Source organism: Asanoa sp. NPDC049475 (assembly GCF_040676915.1).
In the GTDB taxonomy this organism is placed as follows: domain Bacteria; phylum Actinomycetota; class Actinomycetes; order Mycobacteriales; family Micromonosporaceae; genus Asanoa.
Map to the genome: position 1 here is coordinate 310,286 of NZ_JBFAPY010000008.1, position 26,345 is coordinate 336,630.

A 26,345-nucleotide genomic window follows, 5' to 3' on the forward strand; every position below is an offset into this window, starting at 1 on the left:
TAGCAGGGCGGCGGACGCCGGAGCGCCCGCCGCCCGGGCGAGCTCACCGATACACGCCGAACTCCCACAGCGAATAGCCGTACGCGGTGGCCCGGGTCTGTCCGTTCATCCGGACGTAGCGGCCCGTGCCGTTGATCGCGAGGCTGTCGAAGCCCCCGTTGCCCGACGTCGTCGCGTACACGGTGGTCCAGGTGTTGCCGTCGTTCGAGGTCTGCACCTGGTACGCGGTCGCGTAGGCGGCCTCCCACGCGAGCTGCACGTGGTTGAAGGACTGCACCGAGCCGAGGTCCACCTGCACCCACGCGGTCGGCACCCACTCGCTGGCCCAGCGGGTGGCATAGTCGCCGTCGACGGCGTACGCCGGGAGCTGTGGGCCGTTGGTCCCGGTCGGCTGGTAGGTCGACGCGGTCACCGGCCGACCCCGGGCGAGGTTGGTGCCGGCCATGGTCGGCGGCACGACCTTGAACGAGCGCTGCTCGATGCCCACGTTGCCCTGGCCGTCGAACGCGTAGACGTAGACCTTCCACACGCCGAGCTGCTCGGGCGCCCGCACGGAGAACGTGCCGTTTGCGGTCTCCGTGAACGTGACGTTCGAGAAGCCGGTGGCGCCCGTGATGTGCTTGTCGCTGAACATCAGGTTGTAGCGGACCAGGTCGCCCTGCGGGTCGGTGGCGGCGACGGACACCGGGAACGTGCCGCCCGCCGGCACCGCGGTCTGCGAGCCGACGGTCATGCTGGTGATCTCCGGTGGCGTGTTGGGAGCGGCCTGGCCCGTGTACGCCTGTCGCAGCGCGTGGTAACCCAGCCGGCGCCAGCCGCCCGTGGTCACGTTGAGCCAGACGCCGCCGAAGTCGTTCTCGAGGCCGTAGTGGAACTCGGTGGCACCGAGCGCGACGCCCGGGTGCGACTTGATCGCCGCCCAGCTCGCCTGGTAGCCGGCCCGCTTCTCGAGGTCCGACGGCTCGTCCGGCACGCCGTTGACGTCGTTCGGGACCTCCCACTCGCCGTCGGGCCCGGCCTCGGTGACGATGTACGGCTTGGTGTAGCCGCCCGCGATCCAGTCGTTCTTGACCCCGCCGATCGCGCCGTACGAGTTGACCGCCAACAGGTCGAGCGCCGGCGAGTACGGCTTGTAGTACGTCCACGCGTGGGTGTACGCGTCGGTCGAGGTGACGGGGTGGTTCGGATCGGCGGCATGGATCGCCACCGCCACCTCGTTGACGAACTGGGCGTACGCCACCCGCCGCGCCTCGACCACGTCGGCCGCGAGCCCGTGGTCCTGCATGGTCAGGATGACCTCGTTGCCGACGTCCCACATGAGCACGCCCTGGCGGCCCTTGAGCGCGTTGACCCGGGCCACGATCTCCGCCTTGACGCTGTTCTTGTACGCCGTGTCGTTGACGTAGTCCGCGCCCTGGTTGAGCCAGTGCCCGACGATCACCTTGATCCCGTGCCGGGCGGCGGTGTCCAGCAGCACCGGGGTCTGCGCGTCGTCGACGCCCCAGGTGCGGATGGTGTTGACGCCCATGTTCTTGAGGTCTCGCAGATAACCGTCGGCGGCGCCCTGCGGCGGGCCGTAGGTCAGCCCGCGGACCTCCCACGGCGCCCCATTGACCTGGAGCTGCCAGTTGCCCTGCGTGCCGGTGACCCGCACGACGCTGGGACCGGCCGGCACCGCCGGGTCGGTCATCGCGGCCGGCGTCGTGCCGACCGAGCGGGCGACCGAGACCGAGTCGACGCTGAGCACGCCACCCGACGTGGTGTCCGTCGTCGGGACGGTGAAGCCGGCGATGCCGCTCGGGTAGAGGCCACCGATGGCCAGGTCGAAACGCAGGTAGAAGCCGTGGTGCACGGCCGCCTGCCAGGCGGCGACGCCGACCTGGCTCTCGCGGACCACCCAGGTCTGCCGCCCGTCGAGGTAGAACCGGATCTCCTCGTCGGTCTTCGTGCGGTCGATAACCTGGCTGTACTCGTGGTAGCCGGTCTGGCAGCCGGTGCAGGACGCGAGCCCGCTGGTCCGGCCGTTGTACTCGCCGCACGGCCCGTCCGGCGCGGTGCCGCAGTGCAGCGTCTGCGACAGCTGGTTGCGCCCGTTGACGCCGCTCATGATGTCGGTCTCGCCGATGCCCGGCCAGTTGGTGAAGTTGCCGCGGAACGCGGCGCCGGTGGCCCGGAACGCCGGCCAGTAGCCGAGGCCGTTGGCGACGTCCGGCTGCTTCAGCACCGCGCTGAACCGGGTGAGCTGGCCGGCCTGCGGAGCGAAGTCGGCGCGCTGGGTCTCGACGCGACCCGAGGTCCAGGTGCCGGCGCCGTCGCGGGTGGCCCGGATCGACAACCGCCCGGCACCGTCCAGGGTGGCGTTGGCGACGCTGGCGGTCTCGACCGAGCCGGTGCCCCAGTTGGCCGCGCCGCCGGGGTACTGCGTGCCGGTGCGGACCAGCCAGTTGGCGGCGTTCGGAGCGGAGTTCGCGGCGCCGGTGAAGTCGTCGCTCCAGACGGTCTGCCAGGTGCCGGGGTCAGGGTCGGGGTTCGTGCTGCCGCCGCTCGTGAAGACCTGGAGCTCCCACAGGGAGTAGCCGTAGCCGGATCCGCGGACGGTGCCGTACATCCGGACGTAGCGGCCGGAGCCGGTGACGTTCAGCGTCTGCGTGCCGCCGCTGCCCGTCGTGGTCGCGTACACCTCGGTCCAGCTGGTGCCGTTGGTCGAGGTCTGGATCTGGAACGCGCGCCCGTAGGCGCCTTCCCACTGCAGGACGACCCGGCAGACGGCTTGGCTGGAGCCCAGGTCGACCTGGATCCACTGTGGATCGGCGAAGGCGCTCGACCAGCGCGTGCCGGGGTTGCCGTCGACGGCCATGGCCGCGTCGACGCCGGCGCCTTCGGCGGAGGAAGCGGTGGCGGGGCGCCCCTGCGCGGCGTTCGTGGTGCCACAGGTGCTGGGGTTCCCGGTGCCGCCGCCGATCGTGCCGTGCACCTGGAACTCCCACAACGAGTAGCCGTAGCCGCTGTTGCGGACCGTGCCGTACATCCGGACGTAGCGGCCCGAGCCGGTGACCGCGAGGGTCTGCACGCCGCCCGGGCCGGTCGTGGTCGAGTAGATGTCGGTCCAGGTCGTGCCGTTCGCCGACGTCTGGATCTGGAACGCGCGGGCGGAGGCGCCCTCCCAGTTGAGCGTGACCTGGGTGATGGACGCGGTGGCGCCGAGGTCGACCTGGATCCACTGCGGGTCCGACCAGGCCGAGCCCCAACGCGTGGTGGGGTTGCCGTCGACGGCGGCGGAGGCGGGCAGGTCCGCGCCTTGCGCGGAGGACGCGGTCGCGGGCTTGCCCTGGGAGATGACGGCGTCGGCGGCGCTGGCCGCGGGTGCGGCCACCACCACGGCGGTGATGGTGAGAAGGGCCGCGAGCGCGGCCGTGAGCACGCGAGGTTTCACCGGGAACTGCCTTTCCGGAGAGGGGACGGAGCTCCTTGGAGAGCGCTCTCCAGTGTTGGCAGTGTTGCGCTCGGCATTCATCGATGTCAAGGCATGTGGGGTTGACAGGAGCTCGGCCGGTGCCGGACGCTGGGAGCGATTCGGAGAGCGCTCTCCAAGGGAGTGATCAGATGGCTTTCCCGTCCACCTTCTGGTGGGGAGCGGCCACGGCCGCCTACCAGGTCGAGGGCGCCGTGGCGGAGGACGGCCGGGTGCCGTCCATCTGGGACACGTTCGCGGCGACACCGGGCGCGGTCGCGGGCGGCGACACCGGTGCGGGGGCTGCCGACCACTACCGGCGCTTCGCCTCCGACGTCGACCTGATGGCCTCGCTCGGTCTGACCGCGTACCGGTTCTCCGTCTCCTGGCCCCGCGCCGCCGACCTCGGCTTCTACGACCGGCTGTGCGACGCGCTGCTGGCCCGCGGCATCCGCCCGGTCGCGACGCTCTACCACTTCGACCTGCCGCAGTGGGTCGAGGACGCGGGCGGCTGGCTCAACCGTGACACGGCGTACCTCTTCGCCGAACACGCCGCGGCGGTCGCCAAGCGGATCGGCGACCGGGTCGCGATGTGGCACACCCTCAACGAGCCGTGGTGCTCGGCCTTCCTCGGCTACGGCACCGGCGTGCACGCACCCGGCCGGCGCGCCGACCCGTTCGCCGCCGCCCACCACCTGCTGCTCGCGCACGGGCTCGCCGTGCCGGTGTTGCGGTCGGGGTCACCCGGCTCGATCGTCAGCATCGCGCTCAACGGGGGGACCGTGCGGGCGGTCTCCGACTCGCCGGAGGACCTGGACGCCGCCCGGCGGATCGACGGCCTGCTCAACCGGATCTTCTTCGACCCGGTGCTGCGCGGTGCTTATCCGGCGGACGTGCTCGCCGACACCGAGGGGGTCACCGACTGGGCGTTCGTGCGGCCGGGGGACCTCGCCACGATCGGCGCGCCGCTCGACGCGCTGGGGGTCAACTACTACCAGCCCGACCTGGTCGGCGCGGCCGCGTCCCCCGTCGCGGACGGCAGTCCCTATCCGACCGGCGGGCGGGTCGTGCACCACCAGGTGCCCGGACCCGTGACCGAGATGGGCTGGCCCATCGACCCGACGGGATTGCGGGACATGCTGCTGCGGGTCACCGCCGACTACGGCCCGATCCCGCTCTACGTCACGGAGAACGGGGCCGCCTTCGCGGACACGGTGGTCGACGGGCGGGTGCACGATGTCGAGCGGATCGACTACCTGCGGACCCACCTGGCGGCCGCGGGCGAGGCGATGGCGGCGGGGGTCGACCTGCGGGGTTACTTCGCCTGGTCGCTGCTCGACAACTTCGAGTGGGCGCTGGGCTACGGCAAGCGGTTCGGCCTGGTGCACGTCGACTACTCGACGTTCACGCGTACGCCCAAGGACAGCGCCCTCTGGTATCGCGACCTGATCCGCGCTAGCCGGTCGTGAGCCGCTCGGCCAGGCTGCCGGTGCGGTCGAGGGCGGTGAGGTAGGAGCGCGCCCAGGCCCGGATGTCGTGGGCCCGCAGGTGTTCGCGCATCGCCCGCATCCGGTCCTCGACGTCCTCGGGGCCGGCCCGCATCGCGTGCATCAACACGGCTTTGAGCCCGTCGAGGTCGTGCGGGTTGCAGAGGTAGGCCTGGGTGAACTCGGCCGCCGCCCCGGCGAACTCGCTGAGCACGAGCGCGCCACTGTCGTCCGCCCTGGATGCCACATATTCCTTGGCCACCAGGTTCATCCCGTCGCGCAGCGGGGTGACCGCCATGATGTCGGCGACCCGGTAGAGCGCGGCGAGCTCCGCCCGGTCGAACGGCTGGTTGAGGTAGTGGATGGCCGGCTCGCCGACCCGCCCGTACTCACCGTTGATCCGCCCGACCTCCCGCTCCACCCGCTCGCGCAGCGCCCGGTTGTGCTCGACCCGCTCCCGGTTGGGCACGACGACCTGGACGACGACGGTGTCGCGCACCTTGACCTGCCCGCTGTCGAGCAGCTCGCTGTAGGCCTTGAGCCGTTGCTCGATGCCTTTCGTGTAGTCCATCCGGTCGACCGACAGGATCACGTGCCGCGGGTCACCGAGGTCGGACCGCAACCGCCGTGCCCGCGCGACCACGGAAGCGCTGCTGGCCAACGACCCCATGTCGGCGGTGTCGATCGAGACGGGAAACGCGCCGACCCGCACGATCCGGTCGCCGACCGCGATGCGCCGGTCGCTGGCCTGCAACCCGAGCACCTTGACGGAGAGCTGGGCGAAGTTGTGCGCGGCCTGGGCACGCTGGAACCCGACGAGGTCGGCGCCGAGAATCCCGCGCAGGAGCTCGGCCCGGCGGGGAAGCTGCATGAACAGCTCGGGCGGCGGGAACGGCACGTGCATGAAGAACCCGATGGTCAGGTCGGGCCGCAGCTCACGCAGGATCCCGGGCACGAGCTGCAGGTGGTAGTCCTGCACCCAGACCACGGCCCCGGGCTCGGCCAGCGCGGCGGCGGCCTCGGCGTAGCGCTGGTTGATCCGCTGATAGGCCTCCCACCAGCGGCGGTGATAGACAGGCTGCTCGACGGCGTCGTGATAGAGCGGCCAGAGCGTGGAGTTGGCGAACCCCTCGTAGTGCTCGGCGATGTCGTCGGCACTGAGCGGCACGGAGTGCATGTGGACGCCGTCGAGGTCGGGCACCTGGCGGGCGGGCCCGGTCTGACCGGCGAACCCGACCCAGGTGGCGGGACTCTTACGCAGGATGGGATGCAACGCACTGACCAGCCCACCCGGAGACCGCCGCCACTCACAGGCGCCATCGGGCGCGACACTGTCATCGACGGGCAAGCGATGTGCGACGACCACGAGGGCGCTTCTTCGCATGGGGCAGCAGGCTCCGCTCAAGCGCTGACGACGGGGGCAGTCGTCATTCCTACTGACGCCACGTTACGCGACAATTACCACCCGGTGCGCAATGGAGTGACGCACTGTCCTATTTCTACAGATTAGAAATATTTGCTCGGGCCCGTCTGGGGCACGACCGTCGCTCCCGCCAGACACCGCTCCGCTGCCAGATTCGCAGGTGGTCGCTCTTCGATCTCTGCTGAACCCATCGACTGCCTCCGGCAGCGAGAATTCATCAAGATCTAGCAATGCGCCGCGCGCGAGCGGCATCGCGCCTCCCGGAATGCCGCTCCGCGGCGAGCGACGCAAGAGATCTACGTAATTCATTGCTGCTCCAACAACAACGAATTACCTAGATCGACCGACACACCGCGCAAACCGCACCGACACCCCGACCCGTGTTCGGCGGAGCGGGCATGCGCGCGGGAGGCGGCCGGCATGTCACGCGGAGAGCGGAAGCTGCGGCGTGGGTCTTGTTACCGCGGAGGTGGCAGCGGAGCGAAGCGGAGCGGTCTCTGGCGGGAGCGACGGTCGTGCCCCCGGCGGACCCGAGTAGAAGACGATCTGTTGTAGATCAGGTCTAGACCTTTGCGCCTTGGTCGGGGTCGTAGTCGTCGTCTTCGCCGCCGTGGCGGAGGCGGGAGATCAGGGTGACGAAGCCCGCGAGGATGGCCAGGAACGCCACGACCGTCACGATCGAGCGGTCGATCGGGACCACGCCCGGGAACATGAAGAGCAGGAAGCCCAGGACGATGCCGAGGACGCCGGCTACCGCGTATTTCGAGATGCGGGGGAGTGGCGGCGGGGGCGGCGGGGTGTAGCCCTCGTCGTCCGTCGGCTCCCCGGGCAGGTCGTTGCCGAACGTGTCCAGGCCGTCGAGCAGGCTCGGGCCGTCGTCCGTGCGGGGGCCGAGCGCCACGCCGGAGAAGTCGGCGGCCGACGGGCGGCGGGCCGGTGAGGAGCTCGGCGGCGGGTCGGCCGGGCGGGTCGGGTCGCTCGCCGCGGCGAGGGTGCCGGCGGTCGCGTCCGGCGGCGGGAGGTTCTCCGAGGCCGGCCAGGTCGCGGCGGCGGGTTCCTTGTCCCAGCCTTCGACGATCTTCGCCCACGCGGCTTCGACGTCCGGATCGTGCCCGTTCGTGCGCGGTGGCTGGTCTTCGTCGGAGCCCAGCTTGGCCAGGTAGCCGCGGGCCGTCTCCACGTGGGCGCTGTCGACGTAGAGCCGGTCGACCGGCCGCGCCGGGACCGTGGTGGTGCGGGTCACCGGGTTGAGGTCGGATGAGGGCTGGAGATAGGCGGCGATGCCGCCCGCACCGAGCACGTCCAGAATGTGCTCGCCGACCCGTGGGTCGACGTCGCCGGCCACGGCGAAGTCGGCCGCGTCGAGACCGTTGTCCCGCCGGCCACGGCGGGCACCACCCGCAGACACCATGTCCTCCTGCCTGGCGCCGGGGTTCGCCCGCGCCGTGCCGCCAATCGTGACACGTACGCTGCCCCTTCCAGTAGTCCGTTGTGGCATGGCGTACGCGCTTCGTAGGCTCAATGTCGTAGCGTCAGCTCGCAGGACGCGAGGCGGGCCGGGTTGGCGGAAGGACATCGGTTGCTGTACTGGCTGCTGAAGTACGTGATCCTCGGCCCCTGGGTGCGCCTCATCTTCCGGCCCATCGTCGAGGGCCGCGAGAACGTGCCCGAGCACGGCCCGGCGATCATCGCGAGCAACCACCTGTCCTTCTCCGATTCGATCTTCATGCCGTTGGAAGTACGGCGAAAAGTCACCTTCGTGGCGAAAGCCGAGTACTTCACCGGTAAAGGGATCAAGGGCTGGCTGGTGAAGATGTTCTTCATCGGCACGGGCACGATTCCGGTCGACCGGTCCGGTGGGCGCGCGGCCCAGGCCGCCCTCGACACCCAGCTCCGCGTGCTGCGCGCCGGCAACCTGGCGGGCATCTACCCCGAGGGCACCCGGTCGCCCGACGGCCGGCTCTACCGGGGCAAGACCGGTGTGGCGCGGCTCGCACTGCTCAGCGGCGCCCCCGTCGTGCCGGTCGTGATGCTCAACGCCGACGAGATCCAGCCGCCGGGCAAGGTCATCCCGAAGATCAAGCGCGTCCGGATCCGGTTCGGCAAGCCGATCGACTTCGCCCGGTACGCGGGCATGTCCGGCGACCGGTTCGTCGAGCGGGCGGTCACCGACGAGATCATGTACGAGCTGATGGAGCTCTCGGGCCGCGAGTACGTCGACATCTACGCGCAGAAGGCGAAGAACGCCGCCGCGCGCGTACCCGGCCCGGCCAAGGCCAGCGAGCCACCCACAGCCGTCGCGGCCTAGCTCGCCAGCGTGGCCTCGGGCGCGGTGGTGCCGGTGAGGCGCAGCAGGCCCGGTGCCCGGTTGCGCGTCGCGAACGCCCGCACCTCGGTCAGCGCCACCTCCGCCGCGGCCGCCTCCTCGGCCCGGGTGAAGCTGCCCGCGGCCAGGGCGAGCGCCATCATCCGGTCCGTCACGGCGGGGATCTGCCCGTAGATGCCGGCCGCCGCCGCGTAGAGCTGGCCCGCCCGGGCCTCGTCGCCGGCGGACGCGGCCAGCGCCGCGCTCACGGTCCGCAGCGCCGCCTCCGCCCACGGCGTGCGGTGGCTGACCCGGTCGAGCATGCCGCGCACCCGCACCGCGGCGTCGCGGCCGGCCAGCGCCGCCGCGAAGGCGGCCGCCGAGACCCACTCGCCGCTGGCCAGCGCCGGCACGGCCGACCAGGACTCGGCGAGCTCGTCGAGCAGGGCGGCGGCCGTGCCGAGCTCGCCCTGCAGCGCGCGGACCTGGGCGGCCAGCCCGAGCGTCGTCCAGCGCGGCCGGTAGAAGCCGCTGTCGCGGGCGAGCTCCAGCGCGTCGGTCATGTCGTCGGTGTCGCCGACGGCCGGCACCGGCTGGTCGCGCAGCACCCGCAGGCAGGCCCGCAGGCCTCGGACCTGCATGTCCCAGCGCCCGTCCGGGGTGTCGACGAACGCGTCGGCGGCGCTCAGCAGGCGGTCGAACTCACCCGCGAAGTACGCCCGCATCACGTCGCCGGAGTAGTTGGTGTTCAGCGAGTGCCCGTCCTGGAGGGCCGAATCGGCCTGGGAGACCAGCTCCTTGGAGCCGACCCAGTCGCCTTCCTCGCTGAGCGCGTACGCCAGGTTCTGGATCGCCCGGGTCAGCGCCAGCAGCCCGTGCGTGCGGCAGAAGTCGGTCACCGCGTGGAGCTCGGCCAGCGCGCCGCGGTCGCCGGCCTGGTAGCGGGCCATCGCGACGGTGATGCGGGCGTTGGTCTGGGTCTCCACGTTGCCCAGCCGCTCGGCGATGTCACCGGCCGCCTCGGCCGCTGCGATCGCCGGCTCGCGCTCGTAGTTGAGCATGTGCAGCCGGCCCAGCTCGGCGTACGCGTCGGCCTTCTCGCTCGAGTCGGGCACTCCGTCGAACAGCTCGACGGCCCGGTCCAGGCAGGACAGCGCGGCCCGCCGGTCGGCGCGCAGCCACGCGGCCTGGCCGAGCAGGGTCCAGGCGCGGGCCGCGCTGGCCGCGTCGTCGTGCGCGGTGAGCCGGTCGGCGAGGGCGACGAGCTGGTCGGGGCCGCCGCCGCTGAGGAACTCGGTGCGGTCGCGGTAGAACGAGATCTCGGTGCGCAGCAGCTCGAGCTGGAGTCGGCCGGTCGGGTCGGACTGGTCGGCCAGCGCGATCGCTCGCTCGACGTGGTTGGCCGCCGCGTCGAGGGCGTGCAGGGCGTACGCCCGCCGCGCCGCCCGGTGCAACGCTTCGCGGGCCGCGGGGGCGAACGGGGTCGGGTCGACGCCCAGAGTCCGGGCGATCTCGTGGGCCGCCCAGCGGTGGTGGGAGAGCACCTCGGCCAGGTCGGTGTCGCGGCCGCGGGACAGCGCGTCGATCCAGTCGGCCGTGCGCTCGTGCCGGGCCACCCGCTCGGTGCGCGGCAGCCGCTGGTAGCAGACGTCGCGGACCAGCACGTGCCCGAAGCGGTATTCGGGCTGGCCGGCCATCGTGGACGTGACCTGCTCGTGCACGAAGTCCCGTTGCTCCAGCCGGCGCAGCGAGCGTTCGACCGACTCGACGTTGCGGCCCAGCGCCGCGGCGACCGCGCCCGGCCAGAACACCATGCCGACGACGGACGCGGCGAACAGCACCGTGCGGTCCTTGGGGTCGAGCAGGTCGACCCGGTTGGCGATGACCGCGTGCACGCTGTCGGGCATCGGCAGGTCGAGGCGCTTCTCCAGCGACCAGCCCCGGCCCGACTGCCGCAGGGCGCCCTGCTCGATCAGCATCCGCACGTACTCGTGCGCGTAGAGCGGGTTGCCGTCGGCCAGCTCGACCAGCGGGCTGAGCATGTCGGCGGAGAACGCGGCCTGGCCGAACATGTGCGCGTAGAGCGTGGCGATGCCGGTGGCCCGCAGCGGTGGCAGCGTGATCGTGAGAGAGCCGGTCAGCGAGCCCGCCCAGCCCGGGTCGCGGTCGATCAGCTCCGGCCGGGCGGTGCAGAGCAGCAGCAGGGGTACGTCCCGGGCGGACGCGCCGAGCAGCTCGACGAACCGCAGCATGCTCTCGTCGGCCCAGTGCAGGTCTTCGAAGACCAGCACGGTCGGCCGGCGCGCGGCCAGCGCCACCAGGAAGCGGCGCCAGGCGGACTCGGCGTCCTCCGCGGCGAGCCGGCTCGCCGGCAGGCCGACCAGGGGGCGCAGCGCGTCGATCAACCGATCGGCCTCGCCCGGACCGACCAGATCGGACACGGCGGTGGTGAGCCGTTGCGCGGCGGCCGCCGCCGGGTCGGTGTCGAGGATGCCGGCCTCGGCCTTGACGATGTCGGCGAGCGCCGCGAAGGCCACGTTCTCGCCGAACGGCGGGCAGCGCCCGGTGCGCCAGGTGACCGGCTCGTCGAGCAGCCGTTCGGCGTGCTTGAGCAGCTCGCGGACGAGCCGGCTCTTGCCGATGCCGGCCCGGCCGAACACGGTGACCACCTGCGGCACCCGGTCGTGCATGGACCGGTGCAGCGCGTTGACCAGCAGGCCGAGCTCGTGCTCGCGGTCGACCAGCGGGGTGCTGTCGGGCTCCTTCTCGACGTGCGTGCGGCGCCGCGGTGCGACCGCGAGCCAGACCTCGGTCGGCGTCGAGCGGCCGCGCAGGGTGACCGCCGGCTGGTCCTGGTAGCGGACCGTGTCCTTGGTCAGCGCATAGGTGTTGCCGCAGACCAGCACGCCGCCGGGCGGGGCCGACGACTGGAGGCGGGACGCGGTGTTGACCACGTCGCCGGCCACGATCGCCTGGCCGCCGTCGCGGGCCGCGGCCACGTCGACCAGCGCCTCGCCGGTCGCGACGCCGACCCGGAACCGCATGCCGGCGGCGTCCGCACCGTCCGGTGCGAAGCGGGACAGCACCCGCTGCAGCTCGAGGCCGGCGCGCACGCAGCGCAGCGGGTCGGTCTCGGTGGCGACGGGCGCGCCGAACAGGGCCATCACCGCGTCGCCGATGTATTTCTCGACGACGCCGCCGTACTGCCCGACGACCCGGCGGGCGGCCGAGAAGAAGCCGTGCTGCATGGCCCGGACCTGCTCCGGGTCGGCCCGCTCCGCGTAAGGAGTGAAGTCGATCAGGTCGACGAACAGCACGCTGACCCGCCGCCGGTCCTCGCTGTTGTCGCTGCTCACCTCGGTGCGCGCGCCGCCTTCGCGGGCCGTGCCGCAACTCGTGCAGAACGCGGCGTCGGCGGGGATCGGGCGACCACACTGACGGCAGGGTGGAGCCAGCTCGGCACCACAACCGCCACAGAACCTGTCGTTCTCGGCGGGGGTCCGGCCGCACCGCGCGCAGGCAGCGGAGATGGCGCACTCCTAGCGACGTATCACCCGGTCAAGGGCTCGCAGCCTACCTACGTACACCCGCTGTCAGGAACTGTCCTGTTGGCTAGTGGACAGTCCATTTCGGCGGACGGTCGGTAGAGTCGGCCGCGGCCGAGATCCACTCATGACAGGAGAGCATCGATGGTTCATGCACGTCTGGAGCAGGACTGGACCGACCCGGCCGGCGTCGCGCACGCCGCGGGGGCGAGCGTCGACGTCGACGCCGCCACCCTCGCGGACCTGCAGGCCAAGGGCATCGTGGCCGACGACGTCGAGGCACAGGGCTGGATCGGACCCACCTCGACCGGTGGTGACGTGAAGGCGCAGGGCTGGATCGGCCCGACGTCCGAGCCGAAGCAGCCGAAGGCGGATGGCTGGATCGGACCCACGTCCCCGCCGGCGAACTGACTGAGCTTCAGATCACGGGCCCTCGGCGCGAGCCGGGGGCCTCTCGTCTACCTGTCGGGCATCCCGGCGCGGCGGCGCAGGGCGGCGACGTCGGTGACGACGATCCGCCGGCCCTCGGTGCGCAGCCAGCCCCGGCTGGCGAACGAGCCGATCGCCTGGTTGACGCTCTGCCGCGAGCCGCCGGCCATCTCCGCGAGCTGGCTCTGGTTGAGCTCGATCGTGATCATCGGCGCCTGGCTCTCACCGGCCAGCCGGACCAGCGTCTTGGCCACCCGACCGGGCAGGTCGAGGAAGACGTGGTCGGCGTTCTGCTCGGTGAGCCGGCGGATCAGCGCGCCCAGCGAGCGCATCACGGCGTCGAGGATCCGCGGGTTGGAGTGCACGAGCTCCATGAACGCCGAACGGGACAGCGCGAGCGCGGTGCAGTCTTCGATCGCCTCGGCGGACGTCGACCGGGTCGACGCGTCGAGCAGCGACACCTCGCCGAGTGTGCCGGGTGGACGGACGACCGAGAGCACGGCCCGCTCGCCGGTCGGCGCGGTGACGAACACCGCGACAGCGCCGCGGCGCAGCACGATCAGCGACTCGCCCGGGTCGTTCTCGACGAAGAGCAGCTGGCCCTTGCGATAGGTGCGGGGCACGGCGGCGGCGATCACGCGCTGCCGCACCTCGGGCTCCAGCCCGGCGAACAACTCGACCCCGGTCAGAGCGTCGCCAGGATCTGGCAGGCGACCCTCCACAGCCCGACCCCTCCCTAGGACACATCCCACTGACCGACCCTTTGGCCGGCAACACATCAGATCATGTCGTTCCTGTCGCGTGCTGTACACCCCTGAAATCGCTTCCGTGACAGTCCCGTGTTGTCCGTTCGGGCAGGCTGACTGCCAGACCCGCTGCTGGTGGGGGCCATACGGGGGAACGGCGGGCCCTCAGGGGGGCGCGGGGCGGACCGGTCGGGAGAGATCACTGGGGGGTGTCTCTTCCGGCCGTTCGCCCATTCTCCGGCCCGAGCACCCACCGGCGGCGGATAATCCCCGCCGTGGCAGACGAGGAGGTCGCACTCGCGGCCCTGCGTGGCGGATGGCAGCACGTGCCCGGCCGCCTCGACCCGGTGTCGCTCGAAGGCACCGCGGCCACCATCTGGGTGGCGAGCATCGGCGACACGTGTCATCTGGTCACCCGGGTGGCGCTGGGCAAACGGCTGCGGCTGGAGGCGGGGCTGACCGCGGCCTGCCATCTCGCCGAGCGGGGCGTGGCCGCCGGCGAGCCGGTGCGCACCCTGTCCGGCGCCCTGGTCGCCGAGCACGACGGCTGGGCGTACGCCCTGGTCCGATGCCCACCTGGCCGCCCGCTGGCGGCCGGCGACCCGCTCGACCAGCAGTGGTGGGGCGACGCCCTGGGCCGGCTGCACTCCGGAATGGACGGTTTCGCCCATTCGGGCCTCGCGCCGTGGCACCGGGTCCGCCCGGAGGCGCCGCACCTCGACGTGCGGCCGTGGCTGCGCGCCGCCGTCGCCTCGGCCTGCGCCGCGGTGACCCGGCTGACCGTCACCGACCGGCTCACCTACGGGGTGCTGCACGGCCAGCCGGGGCCGGCCGCGTTCCGGCTCGACCCGGCGACCGGCCGCACGGCGGTGGTCTGCTGGGGTTCGGCGGCGACCGGCCCGCTGGTCGCCGACCTCGCCGCGGCCGTGTGGCACGCGGACGGCGCGGGCACCGAGGAGCTGGTCGACGGCTACGCGGCGGCGGGTGCGGTGCACCGCGACGAGATCGAGTCGGCGCTGCCGGTGCTGGTGCGCTTCCACTGGGCCGCCCGGGCCGACGCCGCCGCCCGCCGCCTCGCGTCCACCCCGGACGACGACGCGGCGCGGGCGACGCTGTCCGCCGCCCACACCGTGTTGGTCGAAGCCGGCTAGGCGCCGCGCAGGTGCGCCAGCACCAGGGGGTCGATCTTGCCCGGCACGATCCGCTCCTCGAGGTTCTCCACGCCGGCCCAGCTGGCCAGGGCGTCGTCCAGCGAGGGGCCGTCGTGGCCCGCGGCGACCAGGCGGCCGCGCACCTCGGCGGCCAGCGCGCCGTCGAGGGCCAGCAGGGTGGCCGGGTCCGGCTTGCCGAACAGCAGCTCGTGCATGTCGAGCAGGCGGGCCAGCTCGGGCACCGGCTCGGTGTGGTCGTCCACCCGCAGGTCCGCCACCACGTCGCTGGTGCCGCCGTAGCCCTGGCCGCGGGCGACCACGAGCAGCGCCGCGCTCTGCCGGCCACGCTTGTCGCCGCCCGCCTCGTCGCCGGCACGCAGCGCGGCCAGCAGGCGGAAGGCGAGCGGCGCGTCCGGGTCCGACGCGAGCCAGGCGGTCCGCATCGCCTCGACCACCTCGGGGCCGACCAGGATGTTGCCCTGGATCGCGAACCCGTCACCGGCGACGCCGCCGGCCCAGTCGTGGCAGTCGGCCCCGGTGTACGTGGCTCCGTCGCCGGTGGGGCCGACCACGCCGACCTGGCGCGACGCCCGCCCGTCGTCGGCGGCGGTCAGGCCCGCGACGACGCCGGCCGCGTCGACGCCGGTGCGCAGCAGGGCCAACCCCTGTGGCCGGTAGGCCAGGTTGGCGTAGGACTGCGTCGCGACGGCGCCGGTCCGCGCCTCGGCGGCCGGCACGGCGGACCCGACCGCGAGGAACTTGCTGGCGACGGCGATGCCGTGGGAGTGCCCGTCGGCCGACCGTGCCACGATCGAAAACGTCATGACCGGGCACGGTAACGAATGTCCGGGTCGATGGGCCAGGATGGAACTCGATGACCTACCGCTACTTCTACGACTGTGAGTTCATCGAGGACGGCCGCACGGTCGACCTCGTCTCGATCGGCGTGGTCGACGAGCACGGCAGGGAGTTCTATGCCGTGTCGACCGAGTTCGACGACTCACGGGCCGTGCCCTGGGTACGCCGCAACGTGCTCGACAAACTGCCGTCGCCCAGCGACAAGGCCTGGCGATCACGCGAGCGGATCCGTGACGACCTCTACGAGTTCCTGGTCGCGCCCCTGCGCGGCAACGGCACGAACGACAGTCTCGAGCTCTGGGCCTGGTTCGCCGCGTACGACCACGTGGTGCTCGCCCAGCTCTGGGGCGCGATGCCGGCGCTGCCACGGGTGATTCCGCGGTACACCAAGGAGCTCCGGCAGCTCTGGGACGATCTTGGCAAACCGCCGCTTCCGCCGGCCGGGGCCGACCAGCACGACGCGCTCGCCGACGCCCGGCACAACCTGGCCAGGTGGAACGCCATGCGGGCCACCCGAGAGTTCACCGACCGGTAGGTGGGTCGCGCTGGTCGCCGTTTTGACCGGCGACTACAGTGCGCAGTTGTGCGGCCCGCCCCGGGCCGGCAACGACGCCGATCATCGATCCTGGGGCTTTCTGGCCATGTGTGCCCTTTGGGGCGAGGATCGCAATCAGGAGGATGAGCAGATCATGCGAATCGGCGTGCTTACCGGCGGCGGAGACTGTCCCGGTCTGAACGCGGTGATCCGGGCGGTCGTCCGCAAGGGCGTCTCCACCTACGGGCACGACTTCGTCGGCTTCCGTGACGGCTGGCGTGGTCCCCTCGAGGGCCTGACCATGCCGCTGGGCATCCCCGAGGTCCGCGGCATCCTGCCCCGTGGCGGCACCATCCTGGGCTCGTCCCGCACCAACCCGTTCAAGATCGAGAACGGCGTCGAGCAGATCAAGAGCAACCTGGGTGCGATGGGCGTCGACGCGCTGGTCGCGATCGGCGGCGAGGACACCCTCGGCGTCGCCACCAAGCTCAACGACCTCGGCGTGCAGGTCGTCGGCGTCCCGAAGACGATCGACAACGACCTGAACGCCACCGACTACACGTTCGGCTTCGACACCGCGGTCAACATCGCGATGGAGGCGATCGACCGCCTGCACACCACTGCGGAGAGTCACCACCGCACGCTGGTCGTCGAGGTCATGGGCCGGCACGCCGGCTGGATCGCCCTGCACGCCGGCCTCGCCGGTGGCGCCAACGTGATCCTGCTCCCGGAGCGCAACTTCGACGTCGAGCAGGTCGCCGGCTACGTGGAGAAGCGGTTCCAGCACCAGTACGCGCCGATCGTCGTGGTCGCCGAGGGCGCGCAGCCGCTCGACGGCCAGATGGTGCTGCACAACCAGGAGCTCGACTCCTTCGGCCACGTCCGGCTCGGTGGCATCGGCCAGTGGCTGGCCGAGCAGCTCGAGGCGAAGACCGGCAAGGAGGCCCGCACGGTCGTCCTCGGTCACATCCAGCGCGGTGGCACCCCGACCGCGTTCGACCGGGTCCTCGCCACCCGCCTGGGCCTGCACGCGATCGACGCGGTCAACGACGGCGACTGGGGCAAGATGGTCGCCCTCCAGGGCACCGACGTCGTCCGGGTCCCGCTGGTCGAGGCGACCCGCGAGCTGAAGACGGTCCCGCTGGAGCGCTACACCGAGGCCGAGGTCTTCTTCGGCAGCTAGGCAACGTCGACGAGGGGGCGGGCAGCCATGACGAACAAGACGGTAGCCGTGATCGGCGCGGGCAAGATCGGCGAGCTGATGCTCTCCGGGCTCCTGCGCGCGGGATGGCCCGTCGACCGGCTGCTCGCCACCTCGCGCCGCGCGGAACGCGCCGAAGAGCTCCGCCAGCGGTACGGCGTCCGGGTGGTCGACAACCTCACCGCGGTGGCCGAGGCCGACGTGCTGGCGATCTCGGTGAAGCCCCAGGACGCGGCCTCCCTGCTGGCCGACATCGGCCCGAAGGTGCCCGGCGACAAGCTGGTCATCTCGCTCTGCGCCGGCCTGCCGACCAGCTTCTTCGCCAAGCGGCTCCAGGACGGCGTGCCCATCGTCCGGGTGATGACCAACACCCCGGCGCTGGTCGACGAGGCGATGACGGCGATCTCGGCCGGCCCGCACGTGACCGCCGCGCACCTGACCCTCGCCGAGGAGATGTTCAAGCCGCTCGGCGCGACCATCCGGGTGCCCGAGTCGCAGCAGGACGCGGTGACCGCGCTGTCCGGCTCCGGCCCGGCCTACTTCTACCTGCTGGTCGAGGCGATGGTCGACGCCGGCATCCTGCTCGGCCTGCCCCGGCAGGTGGCCCACGACCTGATCGTGCAGACCGCGATCGGCTCGGCGGTGATGCTCCGCGACTCCGGCGAGCACCCCGTAAAGCTGCGCGAGGCGGTCACGTCGCCGGCCGGCACGACCATCTCCGCGATCCGCGAGCTCGAGAACCACGGCGTCCGTGCGGCACTGCTCGCGGCCCTCGAGGCGGCCCGCGACCGGGCCCGTGAACTGGCTGAACAGAACTCCTGAACACCCATTCGTGGTGATTCACTCACGCTGCCGAGACTTTCGCGCCGCCGTCCCGGGGCCTTACCTTCATTACAGATGGTGAAGCCCTGATTGCACGGAGGTACGACCATGCGACGTCTCGCCACCGTAGTCGCCGCCACCGCCGCGGCCCTCTGGATCGCCGCGCCGGCCTCCGCCTTCGCACACGCGAACGTCGTCAACCCGTACCTGCACGCCGCGCTCGACGTGCTGACCGTCGGCGTCGTGACGGCTCCGCTCTGGACCGCCTACTTCTGGGCCGGTCGCCGGCTCCCGCTCGTGGCGCTGGTCGCGATCGTCCAACTCCCGGTGGCCGTGCTCGGCTTCGCGCAGATCCTGAACCCGGTCTGGCACGCCGTCGCCCTGGTCACCGCGCTCACCCTGACCTTGTTCTCGCTCGTCACCGTGCGGCGGCTCGCCACCGCCCACGCGGGCACGGCCGTCGCGGCACCCGCCACCGCGCCGACCGACTAGCCCGGGCCCGGGACCGGTGCCCCACCCGGGGAACGCTGGAGCCATGACCGGGGATTCGCGGTCCCTGGTGCCGACACGTGGTTTCAGTGGGGAGTGGGCACCGGCCCCAGGGTGGCCAACAGGTCGCGCACCGCGTCGACGGAGGGGCAGCCCCGGCGCGGTGCGCCCCACCCGTTCGGGCCCGCGTACGCGGTGAACCGGCAGTGCGGTTCGTCCGCGTACCCCCAGGCCATGAAGATCTCGACCCCCGCGTAGCGGTAGACGCCGACGGACTCGACCCTGGAGCCGGCCGCCCGCCGGTGGAAGGTCGCGGAGAGTCCCGGCAGCACGGTCCCGTCGAGGTCGACGTCAGCCGCCTCCCGGTGTCGCTCGAAGTGCGTCAGATCGGGTAGCACGTCATGGTCAACGAGCCGGCGGCCTCACTGCCACTCGGTCGGTCCGTGACCCTTGGACCTGGGCAGCGCCGGCACCCGCGCGTCGACCGCGTAGACCACGACGTTGTCGCGGTAGGAGCGCTTGTCCCGGTCGAACTCGCCACCGCAGGTGATCAGTCGCAGCTCCGCGCCGGGGGTGGCGCCGTACACGCGCGACGTGGGGAACTTGTCCTTCGGGTAGTGGCCGGTCGCGACCACCCGGAACGGCAGCCACTGCCCACCGCGGCGCACCTCGACGGTGTCGCCGGGGCGCAGCTCACCGAGCCGGAAGAAGACGGCCGGGCCGCGGTACGAGTCGACGTGGCCGGCGATCACCGCGGGTCCGGGCTCGCCGGGGCGCGTGCCCTGCTCGTACCAGCCGGCCTTGGCGAAGTCGACCGGGGCTTCGAGCTCGCCCTTGCTGTCGAGCTCGAGGCCGACCAGCGCGGACCGGATGTCGACGCGCGGGATGCGCACCTCGGACGGCGGTGGCAGCGCCGCCGTCGGGTCGGCGACCACGGCCGCCTCGACCGGCCGCGCGCAGCAGCCGACGTGCCAGCGCGCGGTCGGCGGCGGCGCGGTCGAGTCGCCGGCCGCCAGGCCGAGCGAGGCGCCGGCCGCGGCGCAGAGCGCGAGCGCCGTGGCCGTGAGGCCGAGGACGCCGAACCGGCCGGCGGGCACCGGCCAGCCCCCGCGGTGCCTGATGACTGCGGGGGACGACCGGTCGACTGTGCTCATCCGGCGCTTACCAGGTGCGGGCGGTCCTGCGCCGCAGACCGACCGCGGCCACCCCGACGACCGCGGCCAGCAGGACCAGGCCCAGGCCGGCGATCAGCGCGATCGTGCCGGCACTGCTGGTGCCACCCGCGCCGGTCTCCACGCCACCGACGGGAGTGATCTCGCCGGCCTTGGCGTCGACCTTGAGGTCGGTGGTGAGCCCGTTCTTGCCGTCGAGCACGAGCAGCGAGTACGTCGTGCCGCCGGCCAGGCTGCAGGTCGCCTTGGCGGCCGAACCGCCCTGCGGCTGGAGGTCGAGCGTCCAGTTGCCGGGCTTGACGTCGCGGTAGTCGCTCGTCGTGGCGAACTGGAGGCCCATGCCGACCTCCTGGCCGCCCGTGGTCCTGATGTCCAGCGACGGCGCCTTGACCGATGCCTGCAGCACGCGGATCTTCGCCTGGTCGGCCGGTGGTGCGCTGATGTCGTCGTCGATGACCGACAGGCCGAGCTCGGCGAAGCGCCCGGTGCCGGCGACGGTGTGCGCGCTGCCTTCGGTGACCTTGACGTCCTCGGTCAGCACCGGAGGCGACTTCGGGTCGGCGGCAACCTTGCGCATGGACACCGCGTAGGTGCCGGGCGGCACCGACAGGTAGTCGGACATGACTCCGTAGGCCACGGCGTCGAACTTGAGTCCCTTGACCTTGCCGGACAGGTCGTCGACGTAGACGTCGACCGGCGGCGTGTCGGGGGAGAGGTGGGCGAGACGCACGTAGCCCACGCCGGCCTCGGCCGACGCGGGGGCGGCGATCGCGGCGGACAGGCCGGCGCCGAGTAGGACGGCACCGGCGGCGGCGGTCAGCCGGCGCAGCGCGTGGGTGGCGGGACGCGCAGAGGTCATCAGATCTCCTCCTGCGGACGAGAATCGCAGCACGCGAAACAGAGTCCCGTCAGTCGGACCGGACCGCAAGTCCTGAAAGGTGGAAAAATCTGACAATGCACGGATCATGTCCGGTCGGTCGACCGGGTGGGCCGAACGGCGTCCCCCGAGCGGATCTCATGACTTGATCTCGCGAATGGGACTTGCGGCCCTACCCTCGCAGGCTGTGCCCGCCGTCAGGGCAGCTGGCGCTCGACGGCCTCGACGAGCTCCGGCGCCTCGGGCGCGACCTGCGGGCCGAACCGCGCGACGACCGTGCCGTCCGTCCCGACGAGGAACTTCTCGAAGTTCCACCGGACGTCGCCGCGGTGCCCGTCGGCGTCAGCGGTGTCCACCATGGCCGCGTAGAGGGGGTGGCGGTCGGCGCCGTTGACGTCGACCTTCGCGGTCAGCGGGAAGGTGACGCCGTAGTTGACCGAGCAGAACTCGGCGATCTCCTCCGAGGTGCCGGGCTCCTGGCCGTTGAACTGGTTGCACGGCACGCCGAGCACGACCAGGCCGCGCTGGGCGTACGTGTCGTAGAGCCGCTGGAGGCCCTCGTACTGGGGGGTGAGGCCGCACTTCGAGGCGACGTTGACGACGAGCACGGCCTTGCCCGCGTACTGCTTGAGGTTCGCCGGGCCACCGCTGAGGGCGTCCATATCGGTATCGAGCACTGTCATGGCCGGGATGCTACTAGATCAACTGTGACATCGATGTATGCGCATCTTGACGAGGTGTGGTCGGCTGGGTAGCTTCTCATCAATATCTATTTGGAAACTTTCCTAATTAAAGGAGACGTCCTATGAGAACCTCGGTGCGCCGGGCCCTCTGGGCCGGCGTCGCGGCGGTGGTGGTCGCCGCCGCCGTGCCGGTCGCCTCCGCGTTCGGCGCCGGCACCGTCACCGCCACCTTCGCCGTCGCCTCCGACTGGGGCAGCGGCCACGAGGCGCGGGTGACCGTGTCCAACGGGTCCTCGGCGGCGCTGTCGACGTGGCGGATCGAGTTCGACCTGCCGTCCGGCACCACGATCGGCAGCTTCTGGGACGCCGACGTGACCCGCAGCGGCAACCACTACGTCGCGGTGAAGAAGAGCTGGATGGGTCCGCTCAACCCCGGCGCTTCGGTGAGCTGGGGCTACAACGGCACGGGCGCCTACCGCGCGCCGCTCAACTGCACCATCAACGGCGCGTCCTGCTCGACCGGCACGACGCCGACCAACCCGCCGACGGGCAACCCCACGAACCCGCCGACCAGCAACCCGACCAACCCGCCCACCAGCAACCCCACCAACCCGCCGACCAACCCGCCGAGCGGCGGCAAGAAGCTGATCGGCTACTTCGCCGAGTGGGGCGTCTACGCCCGGAACTACCACGTCAAGAACATCCACACGAGCGGGTCGGCGGCCAAGCTGACGCACATCCTCTACGCGTTCGGCAACACGACCGGCGGGCGCTGCTCGATCGGCGACTCCTACGCCGACTACGAGAAGGCCTACACGGCGGCGGACAGCGTCGACGGCGTCGCGGACACCTGGGACCAGCCGCTGCGCGGCAACTTCAACCAGCTCCGCAAGCTCAAGCGGATGTACCCGAACCTCAAGGTGATCTACTCGATCGGCGGCTGGACCTGGTCGGGCGGCTTCACCCAGGCCGCGCAGAACCCGGCGGCGTTCGCCGAGTCCTGCTACCAGATGGTCGAGGACGCGCGCTGGGCCGACGTGTTCGACGGCATCGACATCGACTGGGAGTACCCGAACGCCTGCGGCCTCTCCTGCGACGCCAGCGGACCCAACGCGTTCAAGAACGTGATGGCCGCGCTGCGGTCGCGGTTCGGCTCGTCCGCGCTGGTCACCGCCGCGATCACGGCCGACGGCTCGAACGGCGGCAAGATCGACGCGACCGACTACGCGGGCGCGGCGAACTCGGTCAACTGGTTCATGCCGATGACGTACGACTACTTCGGCGCGTTCAACCCGCAGGGCCCCACGGCCCCGCACTCACCGCTGACGTCGTACACCGGGATCCCGCAGGCGGGCTTCAACTCCGACGCGGCGATCCAGAAGCTGAAGAGCAAGGGCATCCCGGCCAGCAAGCTGCTGCTCGGGGTGGGCTTCTACGGCCGCGGCTGGAGCGGGGTGACCCAGGAGGCGCCCGGCGGCACCGCGACGGGTCCCGCGCCCGGCACCTACGAACAGGGCATCGAGGACTACAAGGTGCTCAAGAACAGCTGCCCGGCGAACAGGACGATCGGCGGGACGGCGTACGCCAAGTGCGGCAGCAACTGGTGGAGCTACGACACCCCCAGCACCATCGGCGGCAAGATGTCGTACGCGAACAGCCAGGGCCTCGGCGGCGGCTTCTTCTGGGAGCTGTCCGGCGACACCACCAACGGCGAGCTGATCTCGGCGATGAAGAACGGCCTGGGGTAATCCTCTAGGTCAACGCAACACCCACGGGGAGCGGAGGGTCGGTCGACGGCCCTCCGCTCTCTCTTTCGGTGCGGGAGGATGTCCGGAGCGGGCGGCCGGCGCCGACGTCCCGGGTGTAGGCGCCACACGGGCGCCGCCGGCACCGAGGAGACGACGATGAAATACATGATCATGCTGACCGGCTCGCAGCGCGACTTCGACATGATCACGGGGGCCGGGGGCTCCGGCTGGACGCCCGAGGACCTCGCCGCCCTGCACGAGTTCATGACCAAGTGGAACAACGAGCTCGTCGAGTCGGGTGAGTTCGTCGACGGCCAGGGGCTGGCCGCGCCGGTGCACACCCGCCGGGTCTCGCTGCGCGACGGGGTCCCGGTGGTCACCGACGGCCCGTACGCGGAGACCCAGGAGGTCCTGGCCGGCTACACGATCGTCGAGTGCGCGAGCTTCGACCGGGCTACCGAGATCGCGGCCAAGCTGGCCGACACCCCGCACCCGCAGAGCGCCCAGCTCGCCAACGAGTGGTACGTCGACGTGCGTCCCATCGCCGGTGCGCCGGAGTTCGGCGACTGATGCTCGACCCGTCGGGCGAGGACCTGCTGCGCGAACTGGCGCCGCAGGTCCTCGGGGCGCTCGTGCGCCGCTACGGCCACTTCGACACGGCCGAGGACGCGGTGCAGGAGGCGTTGCTGGCCGCCGCCCGGCAGTGGCCGGCCGACGGGGTCCCCGACAACCCGCGCGCCTGGCTGATCCGGGTCGCGGCCCGCCGCCTCACCGACCTGCTCCGCGCCGACCAGGCCCGCCGCGGCCGCGAGGACACGGTGGCCGCCTGGCCGGTCCCGGCGCCCGGCCCGGCCACCGACGACTCGCTGGTGCTGCTGTTCATGTGCTGCCACCCGGCGCTGTCGCCGGCGTCGCAGATCGCGCTGACCCTGCGCGCGGTCGGCGGCCTCACCACCGCCGAGGTCGCCCGGGCGTTCCTGGTGCCCGAGGACACCATGACCAGGCGGATCACCAGGGCCAAGAAGTCCATCAAGGACAGTGGGGTGCCGTTCGGGCTGCCACCGGCCGACGAGCGGTCCGCCCGACTGGCCGCCGTGCTGCGCGTGCTCTACCTGATCTTCAACGAGGGCTACGTCGGCACCACCGGGCCGACCCTGGCGCGGGTCGAGCTGTCCGCCGAGGCCATCCGGCTCGCCCGGCTGGTGCACCGCCTGCTTCCCGGCGACGCCGAGGCGACGGGCCTGCTGGCCCTGATGGTGCTGACGGACGCGCGGCGGGCGGCGCGTACCGCCCCGGACGGCACGCCGGTGCCGATGGCGGAGCAGGACCGCTCGCGGTGGAACAGGTCCCAGATCGCCGAAGGGGTCGCCCTCGTGTCCGCCGCTTTGCCGAGCGGCGACCCCGGGCCGTACCAGATCCAGGCCGCGATCGCGGCACTGCACGACGAGGCGGAGCGCGCCGAGGACACCGACTGGCCCCAGATCGCGCTGCTGTACGAGGTGCTGCTCGACCACTCCGACAACCCGGTGGTGGCGCTGAACCACGCGGTCGCGGTGGCCATGGTCCGCGGGCCGGAAGCCGGTCTGGCCCTGTTGGACCCGCTCGGTGCCGACGACCGCCTGGCCGCCGACCACCGCTGGCACACCGCCCGCGCGCACCTGCTGGAGCGCTCCGGCGACCTCGACGCGGCGCGGGCCGCCTACCTGACCGCCGCCGCGAAGACCATGAGCCCGCCGCAGCAGCGCTACCTCCACACCCGAGCGGAATACGTTCGACGCGCGCGCAATTGATCCGTACCGTGACGGTCATGTTCTTCAGCAGCACCGCGCGGCCCGCAGGTTTCTTCCTGCGGTGTGCCGCCGACGGCGCTGATCTCTGACCCTTTCTCGCAGCAGCAGAACCCGCGGGGAGGGGTTGGTCCCGGCCCGGTTCTGGCGCGGAGTCTTTTCTGTCATCGAACGGCCCTCATGCGGCCCCGACGCGGGGTGGCGCCCGCCCGCGCTTTCCTTTCCCTGCCCTCCTTTCATCCAGTTCAGGAGGACTGAACCGACCATGGCGAAGAGCCAGTACCTACGCACCAAGCCGCACCTCAACATCGGCACGATGGGGCACGTCGACCACGGCAAGACGACCCTGACCGCCGCGATCACGAAGGTCCTGTCCGAGGCCGACCCGGCAACCAACCGGTTCGTGGCGTTCGACGGGATCGACCGGGCTCCGGAGGAGACCGCGCGGGGCATCACGATCAACATCGCCCACGTCGAGTACGAGACCGCGACGCGGCACTACGCGCACGTGGACATGCCCGGCCACGCCGACTACGTGAAGAACATGATCACGGGTGCGGCGCAGGTGGACGGCGCGATCCTCGTCGTGTCGGCGCTCGACGGCGCGATGCCGCAGACCCGGGAGCACGTGCTGCTCGCCCGCCGGGTCGGGGTGCCGCACCTGGTGGTGGCGCTCAACAAGTCCGACGCGGTCGAGGACGCCGAGCTGCTCGACCTGGTCGAGCTCGAGGTCCGGGAGCTGCTGTCCGAGTACGGCTTCCCGGGCGACGAGGTGCCGGTCGTGCGGGTGTCCGCACTGCGGGCGCTCGAGGGCGACCCGGTGTGGACCAGGTCCGTCGTGGACCTGCTCGACGCGGTCGACCGGTACGTGCCGGTGCCCCCGAGGGCGGTCGACGAGCCGTTCCTGATGCCGATCGAGAACACGCTCACGATCTCCGGCCGGGGGACCGTGGTGACGGGCGCGATCGAGCGCGGAACGCTGCGCGTCGGCGACCAGGTCGAGGTCGTCGGCCTCGGCGACACGCTGACGACGGTGGCGACCGGGCTCGAGACGTTCGGCAAGTCGCTGGCCACGGCCGAGGCCGGCGACAACGCGGCGATCCTGCTGCGCGGGGTCAAGCGCGACCAGGTGCAGCGCGGCCAGGTCGTGGCGGCGCCGGGCTCGGTCACGCCGCACCGCCGGTTCGCCGCGCGGCTGCACGCGCTGACCGCGGCCGAGGGGGGACGGCACACGCCGTTCCTCGCCAACTACCGGCCCCAGTTCTACTTCCGGACCACCGACGTGGCCGGGGCGATCGAGCTGGGGGAGGGGATCACCATGGTCATGCCCGGCGACACGGTCGACCTGACCGTCGAGCTGAGCCGGCCGGTGGCCATGCACGTCGGGCTGGGCTTCGCGGTGCGCGAGGGCGGCCGGACGGTCGCGGCGGGCACGGTCACTGAGATCCTGTAAAAAACGAACGCTCGTTCCGTTTGGCCCTCTGGGGACAGCCCCAGGGGGCCAGGCGGCATCGTCCGCTTCGTAAAGCGAGCGTTCGTTCATCGAAGGGTGTTGCGGGCGGAGTTCTTCAAAAAGCGAACGTTCGTTCATTGACGAACGCTCGCGGGAGTTTCCTTCCGAAAACGAGCGTTCGTT

Annotated in this window: 22 protein-coding genes; 12 read left to right on the top strand and 10 right to left on the bottom strand. The window is 71.7% G+C overall.

From position 1 onward, the window contains the following. Positions 1 to 43: 43 nt before the first annotated feature. Complete coding sequence (locus AB0J88_RS31700) at positions 44 to 3,433, bottom strand: discoidin domain-containing protein (protein ID WP_364348413.1); 3,390 nt, start codon at positions 3,431 to 3,433, stop codon at positions 44 to 46. A 170-nt stretch (positions 3,434 to 3,603) separates the two neighbouring features. Between AB0J88_RS31700 and AB0J88_RS31705 the strand changes: the two genes are divergently transcribed. Further along, positions 3,604 to 4,920, top strand: coding sequence for a GH1 family beta-glucosidase (locus AB0J88_RS31705; RefSeq protein ID WP_364348416.1), 1,317 nt, complete (start codon positions 3,604 to 3,606; stop codon positions 4,918 to 4,920). Here AB0J88_RS31705 and AB0J88_RS31710 read toward each other — a convergent pair. After that, positions 4,907 to 6,322 (bottom strand): trehalose-6-phosphate synthase, encoded by a 1,416-nt coding sequence (locus AB0J88_RS31710; RefSeq protein WP_364348419.1) that lies wholly within the window; start codon positions 6,320 to 6,322, stop codon positions 4,907 to 4,909. The two genes, AB0J88_RS31705 and AB0J88_RS31710, sit on opposite strands and share 14 nt — an antisense overlap. Positions 6,323 to 6,923: 601 nt before the next feature. Next, the gene (locus AB0J88_RS31715; RefSeq protein WP_364349373.1) at positions 6,924 to 7,769 is read right to left on the bottom strand and encodes a DUF308 domain-containing protein; all 846 of its coding nucleotides are present in this window, start codon (positions 7,767 to 7,769) and stop codon (positions 6,924 to 6,926) included. Positions 7,770 to 7,940: 171 nt separating this feature from the next. Here AB0J88_RS31715 and AB0J88_RS31720 point away from each other — a divergent pair, with 171 nt between their 5' ends. After that, positions 7,941 to 8,669, top strand: coding sequence for a lysophospholipid acyltransferase family protein (locus tag AB0J88_RS31720; protein ID WP_364348422.1), 729 nt, complete (start codon positions 7,941 to 7,943; stop codon positions 8,667 to 8,669). On the opposite strand, the gene AB0J88_RS31725 is transcribed toward AB0J88_RS31720, so the two are convergent. After that, on the bottom strand, positions 8,666 to 12,196 hold the full coding sequence (locus AB0J88_RS31725) for an adenylate/guanylate cyclase domain-containing protein (protein ID WP_364349376.1): 3,531 nt from the start codon (positions 12,194 to 12,196) through the stop codon (positions 8,666 to 8,668). The two genes, AB0J88_RS31720 and AB0J88_RS31725, sit on opposite strands and share 4 nt — an antisense overlap. A 159-nt stretch (positions 12,197 to 12,355) precedes the next feature. Here AB0J88_RS31725 and AB0J88_RS31730 point away from each other — a divergent pair, with 159 nt between their 5' ends. Then, a complete protein-coding gene (locus AB0J88_RS31730; protein WP_364348425.1) occupies positions 12,356 to 12,622 on the top strand; it encodes a hypothetical protein in 267 nt (88 codons plus the stop codon). A 47-nt stretch (positions 12,623 to 12,669) separates the two neighbouring features. On the opposite strand, the gene AB0J88_RS31735 is transcribed toward AB0J88_RS31730, so the two are convergent. After that, positions 12,670 to 13,362, bottom strand: coding sequence for a Crp/Fnr family transcriptional regulator (locus tag AB0J88_RS31735; RefSeq protein ID WP_089251346.1), 693 nt, complete (start codon positions 13,360 to 13,362; stop codon positions 12,670 to 12,672). Between the two features lie 299 nt (positions 13,363 to 13,661). On the opposite strand from AB0J88_RS31735, the gene AB0J88_RS31740 reads away from it, so the two are divergent. Further along, entirely contained in the window at positions 13,662 to 14,537 is an 876-nt protein-coding gene (locus AB0J88_RS31740) for a phosphotransferase (protein ID WP_364348429.1), read from the top strand. On the opposite strand, the gene AB0J88_RS31745 is transcribed toward AB0J88_RS31740, so the two are convergent. Next, the gene (locus AB0J88_RS31745; RefSeq protein ID WP_364348432.1) at positions 14,534 to 15,361 is read right to left on the bottom strand and encodes a DUF1028 domain-containing protein; all 828 of its coding nucleotides are present in this window, start codon (positions 15,359 to 15,361) and stop codon (positions 14,534 to 14,536) included. The two genes, AB0J88_RS31740 and AB0J88_RS31745, sit on opposite strands and share 4 nt — an antisense overlap. A 50-nt stretch (positions 15,362 to 15,411) precedes the next feature. Here AB0J88_RS31745 and AB0J88_RS31750 point away from each other — a divergent pair, with 50 nt between their 5' ends. The 4 genes from AB0J88_RS31750 (at position 15,412) to AB0J88_RS31765 (ending at position 18,445) form a co-directional block, all read left to right on the top strand. Next, the gene (locus tag AB0J88_RS31750; protein ID WP_364348435.1) at positions 15,412 to 15,930 is read left to right on the top strand and encodes a polyadenylate-specific 3'-exoribonuclease AS; all 519 of its coding nucleotides are present in this window, start codon (positions 15,412 to 15,414) and stop codon (positions 15,928 to 15,930) included. A 154-nt stretch (positions 15,931 to 16,084) separates the two neighbouring features. Then, complete coding sequence (locus tag AB0J88_RS31755; RefSeq protein ID WP_364348438.1) at positions 16,085 to 17,113, top strand: 6-phosphofructokinase; 1,029 nt, start codon at positions 16,085 to 16,087, stop codon at positions 17,111 to 17,113. 27 nt (positions 17,114 to 17,140) lie between these two features. After that, complete coding sequence (gene proC / locus AB0J88_RS31760; protein ID WP_364348441.1) at positions 17,141 to 17,953, top strand: pyrroline-5-carboxylate reductase; 813 nt, start codon at positions 17,141 to 17,143, stop codon at positions 17,951 to 17,953. Positions 17,954 to 18,061: 108 nt separating this feature from the next. After that, positions 18,062 to 18,445 carry a hypothetical protein gene (locus AB0J88_RS31765; protein WP_364348444.1) on the top strand — a complete coding sequence of 128 codons (384 nt, stop codon included), beginning with the start codon at positions 18,062 to 18,064 and terminating at the stop codon, positions 18,443 to 18,445. 83 nt (positions 18,446 to 18,528) lie between these two features. Here the strand turns inward: AB0J88_RS31765 and AB0J88_RS31770 are convergent, their stop codons facing one another. The 4 genes from AB0J88_RS31770 to AB0J88_RS31785 all read right to left on the bottom strand — a co-directional run bounded on the left by AB0J88_RS31770 (position 18,529) and on the right by AB0J88_RS31785 (position 21,174). After that, positions 18,529 to 18,840 carry a hypothetical protein gene (locus AB0J88_RS31770; protein ID WP_364348447.1) on the bottom strand — a complete coding sequence of 104 codons (312 nt, stop codon included), beginning with the start codon at positions 18,838 to 18,840 and terminating at the stop codon, positions 18,529 to 18,531. Between the two features lie 24 nt (positions 18,841 to 18,864). After that, positions 18,865 to 19,596, bottom strand: a complete 732-nt coding sequence (locus AB0J88_RS31775) for a class F sortase (RefSeq protein WP_364348450.1) — start codon at positions 19,594 to 19,596, stop codon at positions 18,865 to 18,867. Positions 19,597 to 19,603: 7 nt separating this feature from the next. After that, positions 19,604 to 20,473: a DUF4397 domain-containing protein gene (locus AB0J88_RS31780; protein ID WP_364348453.1), complete on the bottom strand. Its 870-nt coding sequence runs from the start codon at positions 20,471 to 20,473 to the stop codon at positions 19,604 to 19,606. Between the two features lie 215 nt (positions 20,474 to 20,688). Continuing rightward, positions 20,689 to 21,174, bottom strand: a complete 486-nt coding sequence (locus tag AB0J88_RS31785; RefSeq protein ID WP_364348456.1) for a glutathione peroxidase — start codon at positions 21,172 to 21,174, stop codon at positions 20,689 to 20,691. 122 nt (positions 21,175 to 21,296) lie between these two features. Here AB0J88_RS31785 and AB0J88_RS31790 point away from each other — a divergent pair, with 122 nt between their 5' ends. From AB0J88_RS31790 to tuf, 4 genes are all read left to right on the top strand, one after another. Then, positions 21,297 to 22,922, top strand: coding sequence for a glycosyl hydrolase family 18 protein (locus AB0J88_RS31790; RefSeq protein ID WP_364348459.1), 1,626 nt, complete (start codon positions 21,297 to 21,299; stop codon positions 22,920 to 22,922). Between the two features lie 156 nt (positions 22,923 to 23,078). After that, a complete protein-coding gene (locus AB0J88_RS31795) occupies positions 23,079 to 23,492 on the top strand; it encodes a YciI family protein (RefSeq protein ID WP_364348462.1) in 414 nt (137 codons plus the stop codon). Continuing rightward, positions 23,492 to 24,712: a DUF6596 domain-containing protein gene (locus tag AB0J88_RS31800; RefSeq protein WP_364348465.1), complete on the top strand. Its 1,221-nt coding sequence runs from the start codon at positions 23,492 to 23,494 to the stop codon at positions 24,710 to 24,712. The genes AB0J88_RS31795 and AB0J88_RS31800 overlap by 1 nt, the downstream gene beginning before the upstream one ends. Before the next feature lie 262 nt (positions 24,713 to 24,974). Continuing rightward, positions 24,975 to 26,162, top strand: coding sequence for an elongation factor Tu (gene tuf, locus AB0J88_RS31805; protein WP_364348468.1), 1,188 nt, complete (start codon positions 24,975 to 24,977; stop codon positions 26,160 to 26,162). Positions 26,163 to 26,345 lie beyond the last annotated feature (183 nt).